The following is a 23,517-nucleotide window of genomic DNA, read 5'->3' on the forward strand; positions in this document are numbered from 1 at the left end:
GCCCGGTCCACCGCCCCCGGTGCTCCGCTCAGGCCGTGGGGCCGCCGTCCGTACGGCCGGAGGGCGGGTCCGCCGGGGCACGCAGGCTTTCGGCGGCGTCCGACACCCTGCGCAGCAGGTCGAGGAAGACGCCCTGTTCCTCGGGGGAGAGCGGACCGAGGAAGACCTGGTTCATGCGGGCCGCCCGCAAGGACACCTTGGCGTGGGTGCGGGCGCCCGACTCGGTGAGGCGCAGTACGGAGCGCCTGCCGTCCCGCGGATCGCGGACCTTGTCCAGCAGCCCCCGGCGCAGCAGTCGGGTGACCAGGTCGGCGATGGTCGAACGGTCGAGGCCTATCCGATCCCCCACCGTGCGCTGGTCGAGTCCGGGCTCGGCCGTCAGGGAGTTGAGGAGGGCGAACTGGGGCGAGGTGATCTCCTCGGAGACCATCGTGGTCCAGAGCAGGTGGTGCGCCTGCTGGAAGCGCCGGGCCAGGTGGCCCGGATGGGTGCTCAGATCGACCGCGGACACGGGCCGCCTCCCCTGCTGCTCTGCGGCTCGTCTGTCTGCCGGTGGGTACGGATTGCTCCGGCGTCCGCGCCGGGTCACCGAAGAAAAGCAGTGTACTGAGGGTATTGACCCTGTCCAACTCTCCTGATTAGCTCCGGAGCCATCAGGAATTACTCCGTGCACTGAGTAAATGTGAGCCGACTCCGGAGCCACCATGACTTCCCCTCCCCTGCCCGACGGGCTGGACCAGCACGAGATCGACCGGGCGATGGATCTGGCCGAGGCCGCGGCTGCCCCCGGGCACCATCCACCGCGCGACTACCCGCCCTACCGGAGCAGCCGCCTGCGCCATCCGCACCGGGCGCCGATACCCGTCCGCGATCCGGAGGCCGTCGAACTCTCCGGGCCCGCCTTCGGCGTCAGCGACGTCACCGCGCTGGACAGCGATCTGACGCAGCAGCACCACGGCGAGCCGCTGGGGGAACGGATCACCGTCGGCGGGCGGCTGCTCGACCGGGACGGGCGGCCGGTGCGCGGTCAGCTGGTGGAGGTCTGGCAGGCCAACGCCTCGGGACGGTACGCCCATCAGCTCGACCACCATCCGGCGCCGCTCGACCCCCACTTCACCGGCTTCGGCCGCTGTCTGACGGACGACGAGGGCGGGTACTCCTTCACCACCATCAAGCCCGGGGCGTATCCGTGGCGCAACCACACCAACGCGTGGCGCCCCGCCCACATCCACTTCTCCCTCTTCGGGACGGCGTTCGCGCAACGGCTGGTCACCCAGATGTACTTCCCGGGCGATCCGCTCTTCCCCTACGACCCGGTCCTGCGCTCGGTCACGGACGCCGCCGCACGCGCGCGGCTCGTCTCCGCCTACGACCATGACCTGTCCGTACCCGAGTGGTCCCTCGGCTACCGCTGGGACATCGTCCTGGACGGCCCGTCCGCCACCTGGATCGAGGAAGGCCGCGACCGATGACCCTCGCCCCCACGCCCTCCCAGACCATCGGCCCGTTCTACGGGTTCGCGCTGCCGCTGCCCGACGGCGGTGACATCGCCCCGGCCGGGCACCCCGACACCCTCACGGTGCGCGGGCTGGTGCTCGACGGCGCCGGGGCCCCCGTGCCCGACGCGCTCGTCGAGACCTGGCAGCCCGCTCCGGACGGATCGCGCACCGGCCTGCCCGGTGCGATGCGCCGCGATCCCGTGACCGGGCGCAACGCGGGCCGCAACGGGGTGGACTTCACCGGTTTCGGCCGGGTCGCCACCGACGCGGACGGCCAGTGGTCGCTGCGGACCCTGCCGCCGGGCGGCGTTCCCTACCTCAGCGTCGTGGTCTTCGCGCGCGGCCTGGTCCACCATCTCCACACCCGCCTCTACCTGCCGGACGCCCGCGGGGCCGCGCCCGAGGGCGACCCGCTGCTGGACTCGCTGGACGCGCAGCGCCGCGCCACGCTGATCGCGACACCCGCCGGCCACCGTACGTACCGTTTCGACATCCGCCTGCAGGGCGAGGGCGAGACGGTCTTCCTGGAGTTCCCCTGATGCACGAGAACGGCACCGGACCGCACCGTCCCGGACCGCACGACGTCGGCCTGCTCGCTCCCGGGCGGTCCGGGTCCCGGGCCGAGGCGGCCACCGGGGACGCGGCCTTCCTGCGGGCGATGCTCGACGCCGAGGCGGCCCTCACCCGGGCCCAGGTCTCCTGCGGGCTCGCTCCCGCCGGGGCCGGCCCCGCGGTGACCCGGGCCGCCGACCCCGCCTGCTTCGACCCCCGGGATCTCGCGCTGCGGGCCCGCTCCGGCGGCAACCCGGTGATCCCGCTCGTGGCCGACCTGCGGGCACGGGTGGCCCAGGAACTGCGCGGGCACGTCCACCGGGGCGCGACCAGCCAGGACATCGTGGACACGGCGGCGATGCTGGTGGCCTCCCGTGCCCTGGCCCTCGTCCTGGACGACCTCGGCCGGACCGCGGAGCGGCTGGGCGTACTCGCGGCCGAGCACCGGGACACCCCGATGCCGGGCCGGACCCTCACCCAGCACGCCGTACCGACGACGTTCGGCCTCAAGGCGGCGGGGTGGCGGGCGCTCCTGCTCGACGCCCGGGACCGGCTGGCCGCCGTACGTTCGTCGCTGCCGGCCCAACTGGGCGGCGCGGCGGGCACCATGGCCGCGCTCGGGCCCGAGGACCCGGACACGGACGGCCCGGCTGCGGCGCCGGCCGTCGCGGCGGCGTACGCGCACGAACTGGGCCTGGCGGAAGCGGTGCTGCCCTGGCACACGCTCCGGACGCCGGTCGCCGACCTGGCCGGGGCGCTGGCGTTCGCCGCGGGCGCGCTCGGCAAACTCGCCGTGGACGTGCTGAACCTGGCCCGGACGGAGATCGGCGAGGTCGCCGAGGGAACGGGCGGCGGGTCGTCCGCGATGCCGCACAAGGCCAACCCGGTCCGCGCCACGCTCATCGCGTCGGCCGCCCGCCGCGCACCGTACCTCGCGGCGACGCTGTACGGCTCGCTCGCCGCCGAGGACGAGCGCCCCGCCGGAGCCTGGCACGCGGAGTGGGAGCCCCTGCGCGATCTCCTCCGGCTGGTGGGCGGATCGGCCCAGGACGCCGTCGAACTCACCGCGGGGCTGCGCGTCTTCCCCGACGCCATGCGGGAACACCTCGATCTGACCAGCGGGTTGATCGTCTCGGAGCGACTGGCCTCGGTGGCGGCGTCCCGGGTCGGCCGCGCGGAGGCCGCCGAGGTGATGGCGCGGGCCACCGCCACCGCCCGGGAGCGGCAACTCCCCCTGGCCCGTGTCCTCATCGGGGAGCCCGCGTTCGCCGGCACCGATCTCGCCGCCCTCACCGACCCCACGCGGTACACCGGCTCCGCCGGTCCGCTCACCGACCGCGCCCTGGAACGCCGATGACCGGACACCCCTCGCCCGTACCGCACTTCCGCGAGGAAGGTCCGTCCGGTGCGCCGCCGTTGCTGCTCGGCCCCTCGCTCGGCACGTCCATGGCGCTCTGGGACGGTGTCGCCCCCGCTCTCTCCCGGACCCGCCGGGTGGTCCGCTGGGACCTGCCGGGGCACGGCGGCTCCCCGGCCGGCCTGATCGGAGCCGGGGCGACCGTCGCCGATCTCGGCCGGCTGGTCCTCTCCCTCGCCGACACGCTCGCGCTGCGCCGGTTCTCCTACGCGGGTGTCTCACTCGGCGGCGCGGTCGGGCTCTGGCTGGCCGCCCACCACCCCGAGCGCGTCGACCGCCTGGCGGTCGTCTGTTCGTCCGCTCGGTTCGGGGACCCGCGGGCCTGGCGCGACCGGGCCGCGCGGGTACGCGCACGGGGCACCGGACCCGTGGCCGACGGGGCGGCGGCGCGCTGGTTCACCCCGGGTTTCACGGTGCCGGCGCTCCTGGACGACCTGCGGGCCGCGGATCCGGGGGCGTACGCGGCGTGTTGCGACGCTCTCGCCTCGTACGACCTGCGACCGCTGCTCAGCTCCATCGGCGCGCCCACCCTTGCCGTGGCGGGGCGCGAGGACCCCGCGACGCCGCCCGCGCACGCGCGGGAGATCGCGGACGGCGTTCCCGGCGCGGCCCTGCTGGAACTGCCGGGCGCCTCGCACCTGGCGCCCGCCGAGCGTCCCGAGCCGCTCGTCGCGGCTCTGCGCGCACACTTCGACGCCGGGGACGGGGCCGCCGCGGGTTCGGCCGCGGGCGGGCAGGCGGTGCGGCGGGCGGTCCTCGGCGACGCGCACGTGGACCGTGCGGTCGCCGCCACCACACCGTTCACCGCACGGTTCCAGGACTTCATCACCCGCTACGCGTGGGGCGAGGTCTGGACCGACCCGACCCTCCCCCGCCGGGAACGCAGCCTCGTCACTCTCACCGCGCTCGTGGCCCACGGCCACATGGGCGAACTGGCGCTGCACGTGCGCGCCGCGGTGCGCAACGGCCTGACCCCCGAGGAGATCGGCGCGGTGCTGCTCCAGACCGGGGTCTACTGCGGCGTGCCGGCGGCGAACGCCGCGTTCGGTGTCGCCGGGAAGGTTCTCGCGGAGATGGCGGAGGAGGAGACCGCGACGTGAGCGGCCGGGTGCGGGGCCCGGACCGCGCGGTGCCCCGTACGCGTCGCGTACGGGGCACCGGTGGGGACGGACGACGGCTCAGCCGAAGCCGCGCGCGTCCTGCTTGAGCGCGGTGTCCACGGTGAGCGCCGTCGCGACGACGAGGCTCAGGAGCGGCTCGGGCAGCTGGTAGTGGATCTGGAGGACGTAGTTGTCCGCCGTGGTGAAGAGCGTCTTGGCGAGCCCTTCCCAGGTCTTGGTGATCCGGGCGATCTCGGCCTCGTTGTGGTCGACGATCGAGAAGTTCCAGGCGCGCCAGTTCTCGGCCTTGATCGCGCCGACCTTCCGGCCGTCCACCATGATGGCGAAGTTGATCTTGCCGATCGCGTTCTGCTGGACGATCTCGCCGACCGCCCGCCCGTCCGGCCGCTGGACGATCACACGCGACTTGATGAACTTGGCAGGCCGGGTCAGCAGCAGCTGGGGCTGACCGTAGGCGTCCCGGATCTCCAGGCGGTGCGTCAGGTACTGGTCCCAGCTGGACACGAAGCGCAGCACCTTGCGGAACGCGCTCTGCCCGACCTGGACGACCGAGCCGAGGGTCGCGCCCTGCTGGTCGAAGACGCGGTACTCGTTGGTCACCTCGATCAGCTTGGCCTTCTGGTTCACCACCAGGACCTGCTGGTCGAAGAGGGTCCCGGCGCTGATCCGGCCCGGCTGGGCAGGCGCGGCCTGCTGCTGGGGCGCCTTCTGCTGCGGGGGCACAGCCGGGTGAGGGGCCGGCGCCCGCACGGCGGCGGCCTGCGCGGAGCCCGCCGGGGCCGAGGGCTGGGCGCCCGCGGCCGGGTGGGTGTGCTCGGTCCACCGGGAGCCGTCCCAGTAGCGGAGGAGCTCCGTGGCACCGTGCGGGTCAGGGAACCAACCCGCAGGTATGTTCGAGGTCGTGGTCACCGAGGCACACTATCCCGCGGGGGGCGGCGGGGACATTCTTGAAACTTCACACACCGCTGCGGTGACAGTGATGACCACACCGAGGACGCGGGCCGACACACCGCCGCCCGGCATGTCCGCCGCGGCCCGGGTCACCCGGGCCGCGGGTCCGGGGGCCGTACTGGTGCGGGCCGTGCTGGCGGCGGTCTTGTACTGCCTTCCCTTCCTCCCCGCCGGGGCGGGCAGCGGCGGGAGTGCCGCGCCTCCCGCAGCGGCGGCGGCGTCCGCCCGGGCGACCCCGCCGGCCGGCCTCACCCCCGCGCGCCCGGAAGAGGCCGTCGCACGGGTGGTCCGCGTCCACATCCCGGTCGGCGACGTGTTCGGCAGCACCTGCCACGGCTCCCCGGGCCACGAGGCCGCCGCCCTTCCGCCGTCGCTCGCTCCGCCCCTCACGCTGCCCCGCCCCGACGGCATCCCGCCCGGCGCGCCCCGTCCGGGGACGGCCCCCGTCCGCGACCCCTCCCACCACACCGCACAGGCGGTCGACCGGATGCTTCTCCGGATCCGGCGGACGTAGGCGATCCCCGCCGGGCGCCCTGCCCGGGACCTCTCGTCCGGATCACTCCGGGCGCCGACCGCTGTCCCGGTCCGGACGAGCAGCCGCGGCCGAGAGACGGACAGCCCTCGGACCGCCCGGCGGACCCTCCGCCCCCGCACTTCCCGCCGATGCCGAATACGAGGACGACCATGCCTTCCACCACAGACCAGAACTCCCCCTCCGCCGGGCGCCGCGCCAATCTGGAGGAGGCACGGCGCAGGGAACGCGGGCGCGAGCGCCGCGTCAGGGTCATCACCATCACGGCCGCCGTCGCGGTCGTCGCCGCGCTCGTCGCGGGCGGCGGCTACCTGATGACGAAGACGGACGGTGAGGACGAGGCCGGGGCGAAGGCCTCGGCCGGCCCCGTCACGACCGGCTCCCCCGCGACCGGCCCCCTCACGGGCGAACGCAGTTGGGACGGGCTGACGCAGAACCACGTGGAGACGCCCGTCGACTACCCGATGAACCCGCCGGTCGGCGGCGACCACGACCCGGTCTGGATGAACTGCGACGCGGACGTCTACACCGAGGCGATACCGAAGGAGAACGCCGTCCACTCCATGGAGCATGGCGCCGTCTGGGTCACGTACAACAGCAAGGCCGCCACCGACGACGTGGCAGCGCTCACCGAGCGGGTCGAGGCCACCCCGTACTCCCTGATGAGCCCCTTGGAGGACCAGGCGGACCCGCTGATCCTGAGCGCCTGGGGCAAGCAGGTCACCGTCACGAGCGCCACCGACCCGCGGGTCGCGCGGTTCTTCACGAAGTACGTCCAGGGCGCGCAGACGCCGGAGCCGGGCGCCCCCTGCACCGGCGGGATCGCGAAGTGACGCACGCCGGCCGCGTGGTGGGGTCCCGGCGGCTGGTGGTGGCGGGCGTCGCGGTACTGCTGCTCGCGCTGGGGCTGGTGGCACTGATGGTCGTACGCCCCTCCCCCGCCTCGTCCTCGGTCGCGGTGTCCCCGTCCGGGCGGTCGGCGCCGGCGGACGGTTCGGTGGACGCCGGTTTCACCCGGGACATGTCCGTCCACCACCAGCAGGCCGTCGAGATGTCGTTCGTCGTCCGGGACCGTACGGACGACGAGGACGTGCGGCGGCTCGCGTACGACATCATCAACACGCAGGCCAACCAGCGCGGGATGATGCTGGGCTGGCTGGAACTGTGGGGGTTGCCCAAGAGCTCGGCGGTCCCCCCCGATGCGCTGGATGGGCCACACGGTCCGGCCGCACGACGGCGCGCTGATGCCCGGTATGGCCACCGACACGCAACTGGACGCGCTGCGGGCCGCGAGGGGCGAGGAGGCCGAGGTGCTCTACCTGCGGCTCATGACGGCCCACCACACGGCCGGTGCCGAGATGGCGGGGGCGGCGGCCGGCTCCGCCACGACCGACGCCGTCGTGCACCTCGCCGCCGGCATGGTGCGCGGCCAGCGCTCCGAGATCGCCCTCATGGTGGACATGCTCCGCGAACGCGGCGCGCAGCCCTGACCGGCGCGGCCGGGGCGGGAGCGGGTTCCCGCGGCTCCCCGTCCGGCCGCGGCCGCCATCACCTATTCTCGGCAACGACATGAAGAACCATTTCACGCAGTTGGGTCCCAAAGCCGACAAGGACACCGTCCGGCGGCACAACCTGAGCCTCGTGCTGCGTGCGGTCCGTGACGAGGACGAGACCGGCGAGGCGACCAGGGCCGGAGTGGCGGCCCGGGTGGGACTGACCCGCGCGGCGGTGTCCTCGCTGGTCGAGCAGTTGCTGGAGACCGGTTTCCTCACCGAGTCCGGCAAGACCTTCAGCGGACAGGCAGGGCGCCCCGGCACCGCGCTCAAGGTGGCCCGCACCGGGCCCGCGGGCGTCGGGGTGGAGATCAACATCGACTACGTCTCGGTCTGCGTCGTCGACTTGGCGGGCACCGGGCGGGTGCGGCAGACCGAGCACCTGGACAACCGGGGGGAGCCGCCCGAGGAGGTCCTGGTCCGCGCCGCCCGGATCGCGGCGCGCACCCTGGACTCGGCCCGCGAGCAGGAGCTCCGCCCCGTCGGCGCCGCGCTCGCCCTGCCGGGCCTCGTCTCCGGCGGTGCCGTGCGCCAGGCTCCCAACCTCGGCTGGAACCGCGTCCCGGCGGAACGCCTCTTCGCCGAGGCGCTCGCCGTCCTGCGTCCGGGGGTCGGCCCGCTGCCCGTGAGTTCGGAGAACGAGGCGAATCTGGCGGCGCTGGCCGAGCTGTGGTTCGGCGGCCTCGGCGAGGTGCGCAGCTTCCTCTACCTGACGGGCGAGATCGGTGTCGGCGGCGCCCTGGTGATCGGCGGCGAGCTGCTGCGCGGCGCGCACGGCTTCGCCGGGGAGATCGGCCACGTGGTGGTGGACCCGGCGGGTCCCGAGTGCCGGTGCGGATCGCGGGGCTGTCTGGAGCAGTACGCCGGTCAGGCGGCGCTGCTGCGGGCGGCCGGCATAGAGGGGGCCGGCGGCGGAGCGGTGATCGAGCTGGAGCGCCGGGTGCGCGCCGGTGACGCGCGGGCCGAGGCGGCGGTCGGCGAGGCGGGCCGGATGCTGGGCCGCGTCCTGTCGGGCGCGGTGAACCTGATCGACCCGGACGCGGTGGTGCTCGGCGGGATATACCGCGGGCTGATGCCGTGGCTGTCGCGGCCCGCCGACGAGGAGCTGACCGGCCGGGTCGTCTCGGGTCTCTGGTCCCCGGGCAGCGGCAGGCTCCGGGCGTCGTCGGTCGCCGGGGACGCGGCCCGGGGCGCGGCGGCCCTGGTGATGCAGGACGTGCTGGCCGACCCGGTGGCGTACGCCGGCCGGGAGCGCTGAGCCCCACCGGGGCGGACCCGCTCCACCGGGGCGGATTCCGCTCCCCGCACGGTTCGCGGCAGGCGGTTGGCGAGGGACGGTCCACCGGTCGCGCGCGACCGGTGAGGGAGAGCGGTCCGGCGACTGCGCACGACCGGCGGGGGCCGGACCGTCCCCCGGACGGTCCGGCCCCCGCCGGTCGGTCGACGCGTCTGCTCCGTCGGGGTCAGCGGACGCCGAGGAGGTGGTCCAGGGCGAGCTGGTCGAGGGCTTCGAAGGCCATGGAGCGTTCGGCGGCGGCGGTGACGTCGAAGGTCTCGTAGGCGGTGGTGTCGGCGAGGAGTCCCTTGAGGCCGTCGGCGGCGGTGGGGGTGGCGAGTTCGTCGAGGCGGGAGGCGGTGAGGGCTTCCTGGACGGCGGGGTCGGCGCGGAAGGCGGCGGTGCGGTCCTTGAGGATCAGGTAGTTGCGCATGCAGTTCTTCGCGGATTCCCAGACGCCGTCGAAGCCGTCGGTGCGCACCGGCTTGAAGTCGAAGTGGCGCGGTCCGGTGTAGTCGGAGTTCTCCAGGAGGTCGACGAGCCAGAAGGCCTGGCGCAGGTCGCCGGCGCCGAAGCGGAAGTCCTGGTCGTACTTGATGCCGGACTGGCCGTTGAGGTCGATGTGGTAGAGCTTGCCGGCCCACAGGGCCTGGGCGATGGCGTGGGGGAAGTTGAGTCCGGCCATCTGCTCGTGGCCGACCTCGGGGTTGACGCCGTAGAGCTCGGGGCGTTCCAGGCGCTCGATGAAGGCGAGGGCGTGGCCGACGGTGGGCAGGAGGATGTCGCCGCGGGGCTCGTTGGGCTTGGGCTCGATCGCGAAGCGGATGTCGTAGCCCTGGTCGGTGACGTACTCGCCCAGGAGGTCGAAGCCCTCCTTCATGCGGTCGAGGGCGTCGCGGACGTCCTTGGCGCCGCCGGACTCGGCGCCCTCGCGGCCGCCCCAGGCGACGTAGGTCTGGGCGCCGAGTTCGGCGGCGAGGTCGATGTTGCGGATGACCTTGCGCAGCGCGAAGCGGCGGACGTCGCGGTCGTTGGAGGTGAAGCCGCCGTCCTTGAACACGGGGTGCGTGAACAGGTTGGTGGTCGCCATCGGGACCTTGAGGCCGGTGCGCTCCAGGGCGTCCTTGAACCGGCCGATCAGCCGGGCGCGCTCGGTGTCGGAGGACCCGAACGGGATCAGGTCGTCGTCGTGGAAGGTCACGCCGTGCGCGCCGAGCTCCGCGAGCCGCTCGACGGACTCGACCGGGTCGAGCGCCGGACGGGTCGGCTCACCGAAGGGGTCGTTGCCCCGCCAGCCCACGGTCCAGAGACCGAAGGTGAACTTGTCAGCGGAAGTGGGAGAGAAACGGTCCGACATGTCTGCCTCTTGTCGACGGGCCCGGACGGCTGCACTGCCGACCGACCAATTTGTTCAGTGCCATTACTAATATGGCACCCTTGGGGCCGGAAGCAAACCCTCGGAACAGCGAAAGGTCTTCGGACCCTGTCCCGCGCCGGTTCGATCACGTAATTTGTTTGTCGAACGAGCAAATCCGCAGCACGAGAAGAGGTAGCCATGCCGCCGCGTACGGTCGTCATCGGCGTGGACAGTTCCACCCAGTCCACCAAAGCAGCAGTCACCGACGCCGTCACCGGTGAGATCCTCGCGGTGGGCCGCGCCCCGCACGTGGTCCTCGGCGAGGGCGGTGCCCGCGAGAGCGACCCCGAGATCTGGTGGCAGGCACTGCGCGACGCGGTGGCCGCCGGGATGAAGGAGGCCGGGGTCCCCGCCTCGGCCGTCACGGGCATCGCGGTCGCCGGCCAGCAGCACGGCCTGGTGGTACTCGACCGCGCCGGCCGGCCGCTGCGGCCCGCCCTGCTCTGGAACGACACCCGGTCCGCGCCCCAGGCCACCGCCCTCACCGCCGCGCTCGGCGGCCCCGAGGCGTGGACCGCGCGCACCGGATCGGTCCCCGTCGCCTCGATGACCGCCGCCAAGTGGCAGTGGCTGCGGGAGAACGACCCGGCGAGCGCGGACGCCGCCGCGGGCGTGCGCCTCCCGCACGACTTCCTCACCGAGCGCCTCACCGGCGTCGCGGTGACCGACCCGGGTGACGCCTCCGGTACCTGCTGGTACTCCACCGCCACCGGCGCGTACGACTCCGAACTGCTCGCGCTGATCGGCCTGGACGCGGCGCTGCTGCCGGAGGTGGCCCCCACCGGCGGCGCGCGGGCCGGGTCGCTGACCCCGCAGGCGGCCGAAGATCTCGGCCTGCCCGCCGGCATCGCCGTCGCGGCCGGCACCGGCGACAACATGAGCGCCGCCGTCGGGCTGGGCCTCGGCGGAGCCGGGCTGCTCGACCACCCCGTACTCAGCCTCGGTACCTCCGGCACCGTCTTCGCCGCCTCGCGCACCCGGCCCGCCTCGCCCGCGCTCGCCGGCTTCGCGGCGGCGGACGGCACCTACCTCCCGCTCGCCTGCACGCTGAACTGCACGCTCGCCGTGGACAAGGTCGCCGCGCTGCTGGGCCTGCACCGTGACGACGCGTCACCCGGCGGGGAGGCGGTCCTCCTCCCGTACCTGGACGGCGAACGCACCCCCGACCTGCCGCACGCCGCCGGCCTCCTCACCGGGCTGCGGCACGACACCACCCCGCAGCAACTCCTGGGTGCCGCCTACGAAGGCGCGGCGTTCACCGTGCTGCACGCCATGGACGAGTTGCTGCGCGCCTGCGGTCTCGACCCGGCGGCCCCCGAGGTCGCGGCCCGTCCGCTGCGTCTGATCGGCGGCGGGGCGCAGGGCGCCACCTGGATCGAGACCGTGCGCCGGCTCTCCGGCCGGCCTCTGGTGGTGCCCGCCAACGGTGAGTTGGTGGCACTCGGCGCCGCCGCGCTCGCCGCCTCGGCGGCCGGCGGCGGCGACCCGGTCGCCCTGGCCACCGGATGGAACGGCCGCGGCACGGCCGGAACGGACCGTCACATCGACCCGGTCGCACGGGACACGGAGGCCTGGGAGCGGATCGGTTCGGTGCTCGACCGCGCCTCGAAGCCCCTCCTCGGCGGCTGACGAGCACCCCGGGAGTACCGGCGGATCGCATCGCGCATCCCCGAACCCGCTTCCGCGCAGCGGGTTTGGGGATGCGAACCGATGTTCAATAGGATCCGGCGATGATCACAACCAAACGGCTGAGGACCGGGGTGGGCCTGCTGCTCGCCACCCTGGCCGCCGGAATCGGCACCGCCGTGCCGGCCGCCGCCGACGAACCCTCCACCGCCTCCTCGCCCAAGGTCGAACTCGTCCTCGACGTCAGCGGGTCCATGCGCACCCGTGACATCGACGGCGAGTCGCGCATGAGCGCGGCCAAGCAGGCGTTCAACGACGTGCTGGACGCCGTTCCCGAAGAGGTACAGCTCGGCATACGCACGCTGGGCGCCGACTACCCGGGCGACGACCGCAAGGTCGGCTGCAAGGACACCAAGCAGCTCTACCCGGTGGGCCCGCTGGACCGTACGGACGCGAAGACGGCGGTCGCGACCCTCGCGCCCACCGGCTGGACCCCGATCGGCCCGGCCCTGCTCGGCGCGGCCGACGATCTGGACGGCGGTGAGTCCACCCGCCGGATCGTGCTGATCACCGACGGCGAGGACACCTGCGGTCCGCTGGACCCGTGCGAGGTGGCGCGCGACATCGCCGCCCGCGGCGTGCACCTGGTGATCGACACCCTGGGCCTGGTGCCCAACGCGAAGATCCGGCAGCAGCTGACCTGCATCGCCGAGGCGACCGGTGGTACGTACACGGCCGTCCAGCACAAGGAGGACCTCTCCCACCGGGTCACCCAGCTCGTGGACCGGGCCGCCGAACCCGTCGTCACCCCGGTGGCTACCGAGGGCGCCGCGAGCTGTGCCAAGGCTCCCGAACTCGCCGCCGGTCTGTACACCGACCGCGCGAAGCTCGGTGAGCACCACTGGTACCGGGTGAACGTCCTGCCCGGCCAGGAGCTGCGGGCCTCCGTCAGTGTCTCGGCCGACCGGGCCGTCAACCCCGACTACGGTGTCCTGCTGCGCGCGGTCACCGTCCACGGGCGGGAGATCGTCCGGGGCTCCGAGTCGGGCACCGGACGCACCGACGCCATCTCCACCGGACTGCGCTACCCCAAGGGCGAGGCGCGGGACGACGCCGACGCCGGGACCGCCGAGGCCGTCTGCCTCCAGCTCAGCGACTCCTTCTCCTCGCCCACCTCGGCGAAGACCGGCCCCGGCATGCCGGTCGAACTCACCATCGATGTGGTGGACTCCCCCGACGACGCCGCGGACGCCGCGGCCTTCGGTCTCGGCCGCGGCTGGTGGTTCCTCGGCCTGATGCTGCTCGCCGGTCTGCTGGCGGGGCTGCTGTTCGGCTGGATCTCGCGCTGGCGCGTCGCCGTATGGAGGACCAACTGATGCGTACGACCCCCCGCACCCGGACCACCCGTGCCCATCGGCTGCTGCGCGCGAGCGCGGGCGTCCTGGTCGCCGGCCTCGCCCTGTTCTCCTCGGCGGGTCCGGCGCTGGCCGACGACCCGTCCGCCTCCGCGAGCCCCGGCCAGGACGGCTCCGAGGGCGGCCCCACCGAGGCGGGCACCACCTTCCGTACCGCGACACCGCTCCAGCAGGAGCAGGCGGGCACCGCGCAGGCCTCGACGGGCGACTACCTCTACTGGGTCTTCCCCGCCGACGCCGGGCAGCGACCGACCGTACGGGCCACCGTGACCCTCCCCGAGGCGTCGCTCCGCCACGGCGCGTCCACCTGGCAGATCGACGTCTACGACGGCCTGCGCCGCCGTCAGGCGTGCATGTACGGACACCAGACCCGCAAGGCGGCGGCCGACGCGGCGACGGTCGAGCTCGACTGCGTGCTGCGCCCGGTGCGTGCCTGGTCCGAGCCGTGGGCCAACGACCCGTTGCCCGGCAGTTACTACGTACGCCTGACCGTGCTGGACCTGCCCGACACCGACCTGGGCCGGCCCGTCGGCGCCCGGGTGGAGGCCACCTCGATCGACGTGGGCAGCGCGCACGACGTGGACGGCACCCTCTCCGAGCCCTTGGTGCCCGGTTCCTCCGCCGTGCGCGCCGCCGCCGGCTCCGGCTCGTCCGCCTCGCCCACGGACGGTGCCACCGACGAGCCGGTCGTGGTGGCCGGCAGCGAACCGGAGGACGGCTGGTCCTCCGGCTGGTGGACCCGGCGCTGGCTGTGGAGCGCGGGCGGGGCGGTGCTCGCCGCCCTGGCGGGTGTCTTCGGCTACACCCTCACCCGCGGCCGCGGCCGCCCGTCGCACGTGCCGCCGGGCGTCTGACGGGGCCGCTTCCCCGCCTGCCACCGCGCCGCCGTCCTCGTCCGGGACGGCGGCGCGGTCGTGTCCGGGGCAGCGCGCCGCCGAGTGGCGGGCGGTGCGGGTCTGCCGGATGCTGCCCCCGTCGGACCGGACGAGGACCCAGGGCCAGGAGGCAACGCGCGTGTGGCAGTTCTTCGCGGACAACCCCTGGATGGCCGTCTTCTCGGTGATCACGGTCGGATCCCTGCTCGGCATGGTCCGCTTCGGCCCGGTGAGGCTCGGAGCGGCGGGCGTGCTCTTCGTCGGTCTCTTCGTGGGCGCCCTCGACGAGGACATCGCCGCGGCCCTGCCCGCCGGGGTGTCCGCCCTGGGCCTCGCTCTGTACGTCTACACGGTCGGGCTGGAATCGGGGCCCGCCTTCTTCCGGGAGCTCCGGGGGCAGTTGGCCGTGATGGGCGGGGCGATCGTGGCGCTCGCCGTCACCGCGGTCGTGGTGGGCGCGCTCGGCCACGGCGTCCTCGGGATCAGCGGCCCGTTCCTCGCCGGCGGTTTCGCGGGCATCGGGACCACCACCCCGGGCCTCGCCGCCGCCCAGGCCGCGTCCGGGGACCCGGCACAGCCCGCCGTCGGCTACGCGATCGGCTACCCACTGGCCGTGGTGATCACGATCATGTTCGTGGCGGCCCTCGCCGCCCGTCGGCGGTGGGTGGCCCGGCGCGACCCCGGCTCCGGTCTGCCGGCCACGCTCGTCACCCGGACGGTGCACGTCACCCGCGAGATCGCGTGGGCGGACGTGCCGGGCGTCGCCGAGCACCGGGTCCTGGCCAGCGAATACCGGGCGGTGGGAGCCCCGGCCCGGGTGGCCACCCGTCTGGACCGGCTGCACCCGGGCGACCTGGTCGAGGTGGTGGGCGGCGAGGAGGACGTGGCGGCGGCCACCGCCCGTCTCGGTGAGCTCGCCGGGGCGCATCTGCTCGACGACCGGTCCACCGTCGACTACCGCCGTGTCCTGCTCACCAACCCGGACCTCGCGGGCCACACGGTCGCCGAACTCCGCCTGGCCGACACCTACGGGGCGGCCGTCAGCCGGGTGCGGCGCGGCGACTTCGACATGCTGGCCCACGACGGCCTGGTCCTCCAGCTCGACGACCGTCTGCGCGTGGTGATGCCCCGCGAGCGGTCGGGCGAGGTCACCCGGTTCCTCGGCGACACCGAGGCGAAGGTCAGCGAGGTCAGCGCGGTCAGCCTCGGCCTCGGCCTCGCGCTCGGCTTCCTCATCGGCATCCCGTCGCTGACCCTCGGCAGCGCCACTCTGGCCCTCGGCACCGGGGCGGGCCCGCTGGTGATGGGCATGGTCCTCGGCTGGCGACGGCGCACCGGCCCGCTGGTGTGGACGCTGCCGACCCGGGCCAACCTCACCCTGCGCCAGATCGGACTGCTGCTCTTCCTGGCCATCGTCGGTCTGAGCTCCGGCTACTCGTTCCGGGAGAACGCGTTCTCGATGTTCGGCCTGAAGCTCCTGGCGGTCCTGGCGGTCGGCGCGGTCGTCAGCTACGCGCTGATGGTGCTGGTCGCCAAGGGCTTGGGCCAGAGCCGGGAGCGGACCATGGGCCTGCTCTCGGGGTACGTCGGCAACCCGGCGATCCTCGCGTACGCCAACAGCCGGGTGAGCGACAGCCGGGTCAACAGCGGGTACTCGACGCTCTTCGCGCTGAGCATCCTGGTGAAGATCGTCTGCGTGCAGCTCCTCGTGGGGTTGTGACCGGGCGGCGGAACGCTCTCCGGCGGGCCGCGAGCGGCGCCGGGCGTGCCGGGGAGGAGGCCCGCTCCCCGGCACGCCCGTCCCGCGTCAGCCGGGGTGCGGCACCTCCACGGTGCCCGTTCCCGCCACCGTGGCGCCCGTCTCCTCGACCGTGACGCGGTACGGCCGGCCGCTGCCCTCCGCCGTGACCCGTACGCCGTCGGCGTCGCGGGTGACGTGGAAGGTCGCGGCGGGTTCGCCGGTCGGGCCGGGGAGTACGACCGTGGTCGTGGTCGTCCCGGACACCGGGGCGGGGCCGTAGGTCCGCAGGGTGAGGTCGGCGAGCCAGTCGCCGTCCGGGCGCTGGTCGTCACCGCTCCAGGGGAGGATCGCGCCGGGCCGGACGAAGAGCGGCAGGCTGTCGAAGCCGTGCGTCTCGTGGCGCCAGGCCGGGCCGGTGACCGTCTCGCCGGTGAGCAGGTGGGTCCAGGTGCCCTCGGGGAGGTAGTACTCCACCTCTCCCTCGGCCGAGAAGACCGGGGCGACGAGCAGGTCCGGGCCGAGCATGTACTGCCGGTCCAGGGTGCGGGTCGCCGGGTCGTCCGGGAACTCCAGCAGCATCGGGCGCATCACCGGGACGCCGGTGCGGTGCGCCTCGACGGCGGCGCCGTAGAGGTACGGCATGAGGCGGTGCTTCAGCAGGGTGAACTGCCGGGTCACGTCGACCGCTTCCTCGCCGAACTCCCACGGCACGCGGTAGGAGACGTTGCCGTGGAGGCGGCTGTGCGAGGAGAGGAGGCCGAAGGCGAGCCAGCGTTTGAAGACGGCCGGGTCGGGGGTGCCCTCGAAGCCGCCGATGTCGTGGCTCCAGAAGCCGAAGCCGGAGAGGCTCAACGACAGTCCGCCGCGCAGGGATTCGGCCATCGCGTTGAAGGAGGCGAAGCAGTCGCCGCCCCAGTGGACGGGGAACTGCTGGCCGCCGGCGGTCGCCGAGCGGGCGAAGAGGACGGCCTCGCCCTGGCCGCGCTCCTTCTCCAGGAGGTCGAAGACGGCCTTGTTGTAGATCTGCGCGTAGTAGTTGTGCATCCGGTGCGGGTCGGAACCATCGTGCCAGACCACCTCGGTGGGGATGCGCTCGCCGAAGTCGGTCTTGAAGCAGTCGACGCCCTGGTCGAGCAGGACCTTCAGCTTGCTCTGGAACCAGGCGGTCGCCTCGGGGTTGGTGAAGTCGACCAGCGCCATGCCGGGTTGCCAGAGGTCCCACTGCCAGATGTCGCCGCCCGGCTTGCGGACCAGGTATCCCTTCTCGGCCCCCTCGGCGAACAGGGCCGATTTCTGGGCGATATAGGGGTTGATCCACATGCTGATGCGCAGTCCGCGCTCCTTGAGGCGGGCCAGCATCCCCTCCGGGTCGGGGAAGACGTCCGGGTCCCAGAGGAAGTCCGACCACTGGTACTCGCGCATCCAGAAGCAGTCGAAGTGGAAGACGGAGAGCGGGATGTCACGTGCCGCCATCCCCTCCACGAAGGAGGTCACCGTCCGCTCGTCGTAGGAGGTGCAGAAGGAGGTGGTGAGCCAGAGGCCGAAGGACCAGGCCGGCGGCAGCGCGGGGCGGCCGGTTAGCGCGGTGTAGCGGGCGAGGACGTCCTTGGGCGTCGGGCCGGCGACGACGTAGTACTCCAGTGTCTGGTCCTCGACGCTGAACTGGACCTGGCCCACGGATTCGGAGCCGACCTCGAAGGCCACCTTGCCGGGGTGGTTGACGAAGACGCCGTAGCCGCGCGAGGAGAGGTAGAACGGGATGTTCTTGTACGCCTGCTCGCTGCTGGTGCCGCCGTCCGCCTGCCAGACGTCGACGACCTGGCCGTTCTTCACGAACGGGGTGAAGCGCTCCCCGAGTCCGTAGACGTTCTCCCCGACGCCCAGGGCGAGTTGCGCGATCATGTGGTGGGAGCCGTCGGAAGTGGTGGCGAAGGCGGTGCCCTTGCGGTCGGCCCCGGTGAGCCGGCGGCCGTCCGCGTCGAGGAAGGTGAGGCCCCAGGGCCCGTCCTGGTCGAGTCGCAAGGTCAGCGGCCCGCTGGTGAGTTCGGCGACCGGGCCCTCCCGCACGGTGCGTACCGCCGCCTGCGGCACGGGGTCCGCCGACAGCTCGAAGTCCGGGCCGCGGTGGACCTTCCCCGCGTGGTGGGTGGCGCGGACGCCGATGACGCCCTCCGCGGGAGAAAAGCATTCGACCGTGATCAGCGGGGTGTTGAGGGTGTCGCCGCGCCCGGTGACCCGCATGACCGCCGCGTGGGCGGTGATCCGGTCGGCGTCCACGCGCAGGTCGCGGATCTCGGTGGCGTAGGAGGCGCTGACCCCCTCCCGCATGAGCCAGAATCCGTCGGTGAACTTCATGAGGACTCCTTGCCCGGGGCGGTGGTGAGCGGATGCTGGGCTGCCGCGGTGCGCTGGTGCCGGGTCACTCGGACTCCCCCGGCGCGTCGAAGGTGAGCCGGGCGAGGCGCAGGGCCCCGCGCAGGGTGACCCGCAGGTCCGCCACCCCGGTCGCGGCGAACTCCGCGGTCACGGCGCGGTAGGCGTACGGGCCGTCGGTGGCGGGGACGGTGACGACGGCGCGGGCTGTGTCGGTCCCGATCTCGACCGTGCCCTCGCCGGACGCGTGGACAGTGACACGGTGCACGCCCCGCCCGAAGTCGCAGCGTTCGAAGACGAGCAGCCCGCCGGCCGCGTCGGCGCCGGTGGGGGTGACCGCGTCGCCGTCGGTCTTCGCCCGGTCCACGATCGCCGTGCCGCGCTGCTCGTCGTAGTCGGCCGCTTCGAGGCCGGCGGCGAGGACGGGGCGGGGGCCGGAGGGCTCTCCGCCGAGCTCCACCGCGGTGGTGAGCCGGATGTCCGTGCTGGACGCCCCGGCCAGGAGTTCGTAGCCGCCCGGCTCCACGGTCCAGCGGCCGTGCGCCACGTCCCAGTGACCCAACTCGGCGACCGGCACCAGGAACTCGATCCGCCGGGAGGCTCCGGGGGCCAGGTGCAGCCGCCGGTGGCCGACCAGTGTGCGCAGCGGCAGCCGGGTGGCGGCGGAGCCGGTGCGGCGTACGTAGAGCTGGGCGACCTCGTCGGAGGCGGCCCCGCCGCCGTGGGTGACGGTGAGGGCGACCCGGAGCAGGTCGTCCTCGCGGGTGACGGTGAGCTCCTCGTACCCGAAGGAGGCGTAGGAGAGGCCGTGGCCGAAGGGGTAGAGCGGGGTGCCGTCGAAGTAGAGGTACGTCTGGCGGGAGCCGATGACGTCGTAGTCCAGCAGGTCCGGCAGGTCGGCGTCGGAGGCGTACCAGGTCTGGGGGAGCCGCCCGGCCGGGGAGACGTCGCCGGCGAGGATCCGGGCGAGCGCGGTGCCCGCGGCCTGGCCGCCGTGCGCGGTCCACAGCAGCGCGGGGAGGGTGGCGTGGGCCTCCGGCACGGCGTACGGGTAGGCGGAGGTCAGCACGAGCACGGTCCGCGGGTTGGCGGCGTGCGCGGCCCGCCAGAGGTTCTCCTGCTGGGCGGGGAGGGCGAGGGTGGTGCGGTCCTCGGTCTCACGGCCGTTGATGTGCGGGTCGTTGCCCGCGACGACGATCACCGTGTCGGCTTCGGCGGCGACCCGTGCGACCTGGTCCGCACCGCGCTCGACGGTCTCGACGCCGAAGACGGTGGCCCGGCCGGCGGAAATCTTTTCGCCGTTCTCGGCAACCTTTGCGCCGTCGGCGGCGACAGACACGTACCCACCCGTACCGATGTGCAGAAGGCGGTGTCCCGCGTCGTGTCCCCCGACCGCTTCCAGGCGGAACGTCTCCTGGACGACCCAGCCTCCCGGCTCCTCGGCGGAGGCGCGCACGAAGCCGTCCTCGGCGACCGAGAGGTGGAGCCCTTCGTCGGTGCGCAGGGTCAGCACGCCGTCGCCCCAGTCGATCAGGGCCAGGGCGGTGCCTTCGGGGGCGGCGACGAGCGGCGGGAGGTCGGTGCGGCCGGTGAGGAGCGCCGGGTCGAGCGCGCCTTCCTCACCGAGGGCCGCGCCGGTGTCCACCGGTGCCGCGGGTACGAGGAGGCGACCGCCGGAGCAGGTCAGCAGGACCCGGTCGACGCCCTCGGCGTACAGCACGTCGTCGGCGCCGTAGCGGGCCCGCGCTCCGTCGAGCGGAGTGGAGCGGTGCAGCAGGGTGCCGCTGTACCAGTCGAGCTTGCAGGCGTCGGCGAGCAGCCCGACGACCGCGATCTTGCGTCCCGCGCGCGGCGCGAGCGGCAGCAGACCGTCGTTCTTGAGCAGGACGGCGGCCTGTTCGGCCGCTTCCAGGGCGAGGGCCCGGTGTGCGGGGGTGTCGAAGTCGTCGGTCCCGGCGTAGGGGTCCAGCTCCGGGTCGAACTCGCCGAGCGAGAAGCGCAGCGCCAGCAGCCTGCGTACCGCCGTGTCGATGTCCTCGGGGTCGAGCAGCCCTTTGTCGAGCGCGTCGCGGATGCGTCCGGTCATCACGGAGGAGTCCGTGCCGTGGTCGGTGAAGCTGTCGACCCCGGCCTTCAGGGAGGCGGCGGTGGCCTCCTCGTGGGTGTCGAAGTAGTGCTCGGAGTCGACCAGATTGGAGGGGGCGCCGGCGTCGGAGCAGACGACGAGGGACTGGTCGGTCCACTGCCGCAACTGCTGGTCCAGGAGCGGGGAGACGTGGTTGGGGCGCCCGTTGACGAGGTTGTAGGCGGGCATGACCCCGGCGACCGCGCCGGCGCGTACCGCGTCGCGGAAGGCGCGCAGGTCGTACTCGTGCAGGACACGGGGGCGCACGGAGGAGGAGGCGGTGTCGCGGTCGGTCTCGTTGTTGTGCGCGAGCCAGTGCTTGAGGACCGGGGCGGTGCGCCAGTAGCGGGGGTGCTCGCCGCGCAGGCCGCGGGTGTACGCGACGGCGATGGCGGAGGTGAGCGCGGGGTCCTCGGAGTACCCCTCCTCACCGCGTCCCCACAGGGGGTGGCGCAGGAGATTCACTGTCGGGGCCCAGACGTTGAGGCCGACCCTCTCGTCGCTCCGGCGCTTGGCCCGGACCTCGTTGCCCACGGCTTCGCCGACGCGGCGCACCAGGTCGTCGTTCCACGTGGCGCCGAGGCCGACGGCCTGGGGGAACACGGTCGCCCCGCCCATCCAGGCCACCCCGTGCAGCGCTTCCTGGCCGGTGCGGAAGGCGGCCAGGCCCAGTCGCTCGACCGGGGGCGTGAACTGGTGGAGCATCGCGATCCGCTCGTCCGGCGTGAGCCGCTGGAGCAGGTCGTCGATGCGCGCCCCGAAGGGCTGCTGCGGGTCTCGGAAGGGCAGCGGATGGTCCGTCACGTGCGGTTCCCCTTGGAAAGGTGGGAGGTTTAGCGGAGCCATGGGCCTCTACGGCTCCGTCGGTACATCGTCGAGCGCTCTTTCGAAGCGCTTCGATGCTCCGTGCCTGACCGGCCAAGTGTCAATAGTCCGGGGTTCTCTTCGGCCTGCCCGGCTCACCCGCGACCTTTCGCGGGGAGAGAAACGTTATGGAAACAGCTCCGAGGAATCTGGGGGCGAACTCTTGTGCGGCCGGATCGCTTCACTTAACCTCGCTGCAACATCGAAGCGCTTCGACAGAGCTTCGAGGGTGCTTCGCCGGCTTCCCCGGAAAGTGCTGCGGGGGACCTCGTCCCCGGCGGCCCGGCCCGGTCCCGCCGCAGGTGATGACGGAACCCGTCATCGCCCGGTCGTACCGCTCGATTCGGGCGGTTCCGTCCAGTTACGCCCACCTCAGACTCAGGAACCGAACGGCGGTCGCCCGCCGCGTGTCGTCCTGGTGCGCCATGAAGGGTTGACGCAATGACGCCGAATTCCTCCCCCGCCGCGAACCGGTCCGCGAGCGACGCTCCGGGCCTCCGCGCCGTGACGCCGAATCGTCGGAGCTTCCTCGCTTCGAGCGCTTTCGCCGCGGTGGCCGTGGCGGGCGGCGTACCGCTGCTGGCCGCGTGCGGCGGTTCCGGCTCCGACTCGGGGACCCGGGAGGGCACGACGACCGGCAAGGCCCTCAACAAGGTCGTGCCGAGTTACGTCCCCTCCGAGCTGGTGAAGCCCGACGTGGCCAGTGTCAACGGGTCGAGCCCCGGTTTCGCCGAGCTGCCCGACCCGTTGGCGAAGTCGGTCAAGTCCGTTCCTGGCAAGGGCTCTACCTTCCGGGTCATGACCCCGCTGTGGGGCACCGTCCCGAAGAAGAACAACCCGTACTACAGCGCGGTCAACAAGGCCGTCGGTGCGACGCTCACCTTCGACCCGCAGGACGGCAACACCTACCAGGACAAGATCGGCGCCGTCCTCGCCGGTGACGACATCCCGGACGCGGTGACCATCCCCGGCTGGAACATGCAGGGCCAGATCCGCAACGCCATCACCGCGAAGTTCGCCGACCTCAGCCCGTACCTGGCCGGCGACGGGGTGAAGAAGTACCCGAACCTCGCCAACATCCCCACCGGCGCCTGGCAGTACTCGGTCTTCGGCGGCAAGCTGCGCGGCCTTCCCATGCCGTCGCCGGTCATCGGCAACGCGCTCTTCTACCGCAAGGACCTGGTCGGCTCCGGCGCGGTCCCGGCCAGCGCCGACGACCTGCTCGCCTTCGGCAAGGAGTACACGGCGCCGAAGAGCAAGGTCTGGGCCTTCGACGACCTGTGGACCTGCATCCAGAAGATCTACGGTGTGCTGCCCGACGCCCCGCACTACTGGCAGCTCCAGGACGGCAAGCTCGTCCACAAGATCGAGACGAAGGAGTACCGGGAGGCCCTGGCCTTCGCCCGCAAGCTCCACGACCTCGGCTACGTCCACCCGGACGCCGAGGCGAACAAGGACGCGGACTCCAAGATCCGCTTCACCAGCGGCCACATCGTCATGTACAACGACGGCACCGGCGGCTGGAAGGGCATGGTGACCGAGCAGAAGGCCGCCAACCCGAAGTTCGACATGCAGGCACTCGACTTCTTCTCGGCCGACGGCGGCAAGCCCGTCCTGTGGCAGGACGACCCGGCCGGCATCTACACCTTCCTCAGCAAGAAGCTTCCCAAGGCGAAGATCGAGGAGTTCCTCGCCATCGCCGACTTCGCTGCCGCCCCGTACGGCACCGAGGAGTTCATGCTCACCAACTACGGCGTCGAGGGCACCCATTACCGCGTGAAGGACGGCGTCCCGACCTTCACGGACCAGGGCATCCAGGAGGCCCAGCCCTCCACCTTCCTCTTCCTCGCCTCCCCGCCGCACACCATCGCCTTCCCCGACGAGCCGAAGCTGGTGCAGGACTACGCGGGGTGGATGGCCCGGCAGGCGCCGCACATCAAGAAGCCGCTCTTCTTCGGCATGCAGATCGTCGAGCCGCAGCGGTACGCCTCCCTCTACACGCCCTTCGACGACCTGCAGAAGGACATCCGGCGCGGCCGCAAGAAGGTCGGCGACCTGGAGGCGGCGGTGTCGACGTGGAAGCAGAGCGGTGGCGACGAACTCCGCACGTGGTACCAGGACATCCTCGACAAGAACGGCTCCGGCAGCTGACCGTACGCGGCAGTCGGCAGGACCCACGC

17 protein-coding genes and 1 pseudogene are annotated in these 23,517 nt (G+C 73.0%); 13 read left to right on the forward strand and 5 right to left on the reverse strand.

From position 1 onward, the window contains the following. Positions 1-28 precede the first annotated feature (28 nt). Positions 29-511: a MarR family transcriptional regulator gene (locus PZB77_RS03430; RefSeq protein WP_275491024.1), complete on the reverse strand. Its 483-nt coding sequence runs from the start codon at positions 509-511 to the stop codon at positions 29-31. A 247-nt stretch (positions 512-758) separates the two neighbouring features. On the opposite strand from PZB77_RS03430, the gene pcaH reads away from it, so the two are divergent. Genes pcaH through PZB77_RS03450 form a run of 4 tightly spaced genes read left to right on the forward strand, consistent with a single transcriptional unit; the run spans position 759 to position 4,568 of the window. Continuing rightward, complete coding sequence (pcaH, locus tag PZB77_RS03435) at positions 759-1,472, forward strand: protocatechuate 3,4-dioxygenase subunit beta (protein ID WP_275495899.1); 714 nt, start codon at positions 759-761, stop codon at positions 1,470-1,472. Next, a complete protein-coding gene (gene pcaG / locus PZB77_RS03440; protein WP_275491025.1) occupies positions 1,469-2,038 on the forward strand; it encodes a protocatechuate 3,4-dioxygenase subunit alpha in 570 nt (189 codons plus the stop codon). The genes pcaH and pcaG overlap by 4 nt, the downstream gene beginning before the upstream one ends. Next, positions 2,038-3,408, forward strand: coding sequence for a 3-carboxy-cis,cis-muconate cycloisomerase (gene pcaB, locus PZB77_RS03445; RefSeq protein WP_275491026.1), 1,371 nt, complete (start codon positions 2,038-2,040; stop codon positions 3,406-3,408). The genes pcaG and pcaB overlap by 1 nt, the downstream gene beginning before the upstream one ends. Next, positions 3,405-4,568: an alpha/beta fold hydrolase gene (locus PZB77_RS03450; RefSeq protein WP_275491027.1), complete on the forward strand. Its 1,164-nt coding sequence runs from the start codon at positions 3,405-3,407 to the stop codon at positions 4,566-4,568. Before pcaB ends, PZB77_RS03450 begins: the two co-directional genes overlap by 4 nt. A gap of 78 nt (positions 4,569-4,646) precedes the next feature. Here PZB77_RS03450 and PZB77_RS03455 read toward each other — a convergent pair whose 3' ends face one another. Next, entirely contained in the window at positions 4,647-5,498 is an 852-nt protein-coding gene (locus PZB77_RS03455) for a phospholipid scramblase-related protein (RefSeq protein WP_275491028.1), read from the reverse strand. A gap of 70 nt (positions 5,499-5,568) precedes the next feature. On the opposite strand from PZB77_RS03455, the gene PZB77_RS03460 reads away from it, so the two are divergent. The 4 genes and pseudogenes from PZB77_RS03460 to PZB77_RS03475 all read left to right on the forward strand — a co-directional run bounded on the left by PZB77_RS03460 (position 5,569) and on the right by PZB77_RS03475 (position 8,883). Further along, complete coding sequence (locus PZB77_RS03460; protein ID WP_275491029.1) at positions 5,569-6,054, forward strand: hypothetical protein; 486 nt, start codon at positions 5,569-5,571, stop codon at positions 6,052-6,054. Positions 6,055-6,224: 170 nt separating this feature from the next. Then, positions 6,225-6,905 (forward strand): DUF3105 domain-containing protein, encoded by a 681-nt coding sequence (locus PZB77_RS03465; RefSeq protein WP_275491030.1) that lies wholly within the window; start codon positions 6,225-6,227, stop codon positions 6,903-6,905. Between the two features lie 218 nt (positions 6,906-7,123). After that, positions 7,124-7,562, forward strand: a pseudogene (locus PZB77_RS03470) (DUF305 domain-containing protein). 79 nt (positions 7,563-7,641) lie between these two features. Further along, positions 7,642-8,883 carry an ROK family protein gene (locus PZB77_RS03475; RefSeq protein WP_275491031.1) on the forward strand — a complete coding sequence of 414 codons (1,242 nt, stop codon included), beginning with the start codon at positions 7,642-7,644 and terminating at the stop codon, positions 8,881-8,883. A 205-nt stretch (positions 8,884-9,088) separates the two neighbouring features. On the opposite strand, the gene xylA is transcribed toward PZB77_RS03475, so the two are convergent. Further along, positions 9,089-10,258, reverse strand: coding sequence for a xylose isomerase (gene xylA / locus PZB77_RS03480; RefSeq protein WP_275491032.1), 1,170 nt, complete (start codon positions 10,256-10,258; stop codon positions 9,089-9,091). Positions 10,259-10,456: 198 nt separating this feature from the next. Between xylA and xylB the strand changes: the two genes are divergently transcribed. The 4 genes from xylB (at position 10,457) to PZB77_RS03500 (ending at position 15,954) form a co-directional block, all read left to right on the forward strand. Then, positions 10,457-11,947, forward strand: a complete 1,491-nt coding sequence (xylB, locus tag PZB77_RS03485; protein ID WP_275491033.1) for a xylulokinase — start codon at positions 10,457-10,459, stop codon at positions 11,945-11,947. A gap of 101 nt (positions 11,948-12,048) precedes the next feature. Next, positions 12,049-13,320, forward strand: a complete 1,272-nt coding sequence (locus PZB77_RS03490; protein WP_275491034.1) for a VWA domain-containing protein — start codon at positions 12,049-12,051, stop codon at positions 13,318-13,320. Then, a complete protein-coding gene (locus PZB77_RS03495; protein WP_275491035.1) occupies positions 13,320-14,213 on the forward strand; it encodes a hypothetical protein in 894 nt (297 codons plus the stop codon). Before PZB77_RS03490 ends, PZB77_RS03495 begins: the two co-directional genes overlap by 1 nt. A 160-nt stretch (positions 14,214-14,373) precedes the next feature. Further along, positions 14,374-15,954: a TrkA C-terminal domain-containing protein gene (locus PZB77_RS03500; protein WP_275491036.1), complete on the forward strand. Its 1,581-nt coding sequence runs from the start codon at positions 14,374-14,376 to the stop codon at positions 15,952-15,954. Positions 15,955-16,041: 87 nt separating this feature from the next. Here PZB77_RS03500 and yicI read toward each other — a convergent pair whose 3' ends face one another. Together yicI and PZB77_RS03510 are read right to left on the reverse strand one after the other, a co-directional pair. Further along, positions 16,042-18,330, reverse strand: a complete 2,289-nt coding sequence (yicI, locus tag PZB77_RS03505; protein WP_275491037.1) for an alpha-xylosidase — start codon at positions 18,328-18,330, stop codon at positions 16,042-16,044. A gap of 64 nt (positions 18,331-18,394) precedes the next feature. Continuing rightward, on the reverse strand, positions 18,395-21,277 hold the full coding sequence (locus PZB77_RS03510) for a glycoside hydrolase family 3 C-terminal domain-containing protein (protein ID WP_275491038.1): 2,883 nt from the start codon (positions 21,275-21,277) through the stop codon (positions 18,395-18,397). A 501-nt stretch (positions 21,278-21,778) separates the two neighbouring features. Here PZB77_RS03510 and PZB77_RS03515 point away from each other — a divergent pair. Continuing rightward, a complete protein-coding gene (locus tag PZB77_RS03515; protein WP_275491039.1) occupies positions 21,779-23,488 on the forward strand; it encodes an extracellular solute-binding protein in 1,710 nt (569 codons plus the stop codon). Positions 23,489-23,517 lie beyond the last annotated feature (29 nt).

Source organism: Streptomyces sp. AM 2-1-1, from assembly GCF_029167645.1.
GTDB lineage: Bacteria > Actinomycetota > Actinomycetes > Streptomycetales > Streptomycetaceae > Streptomyces.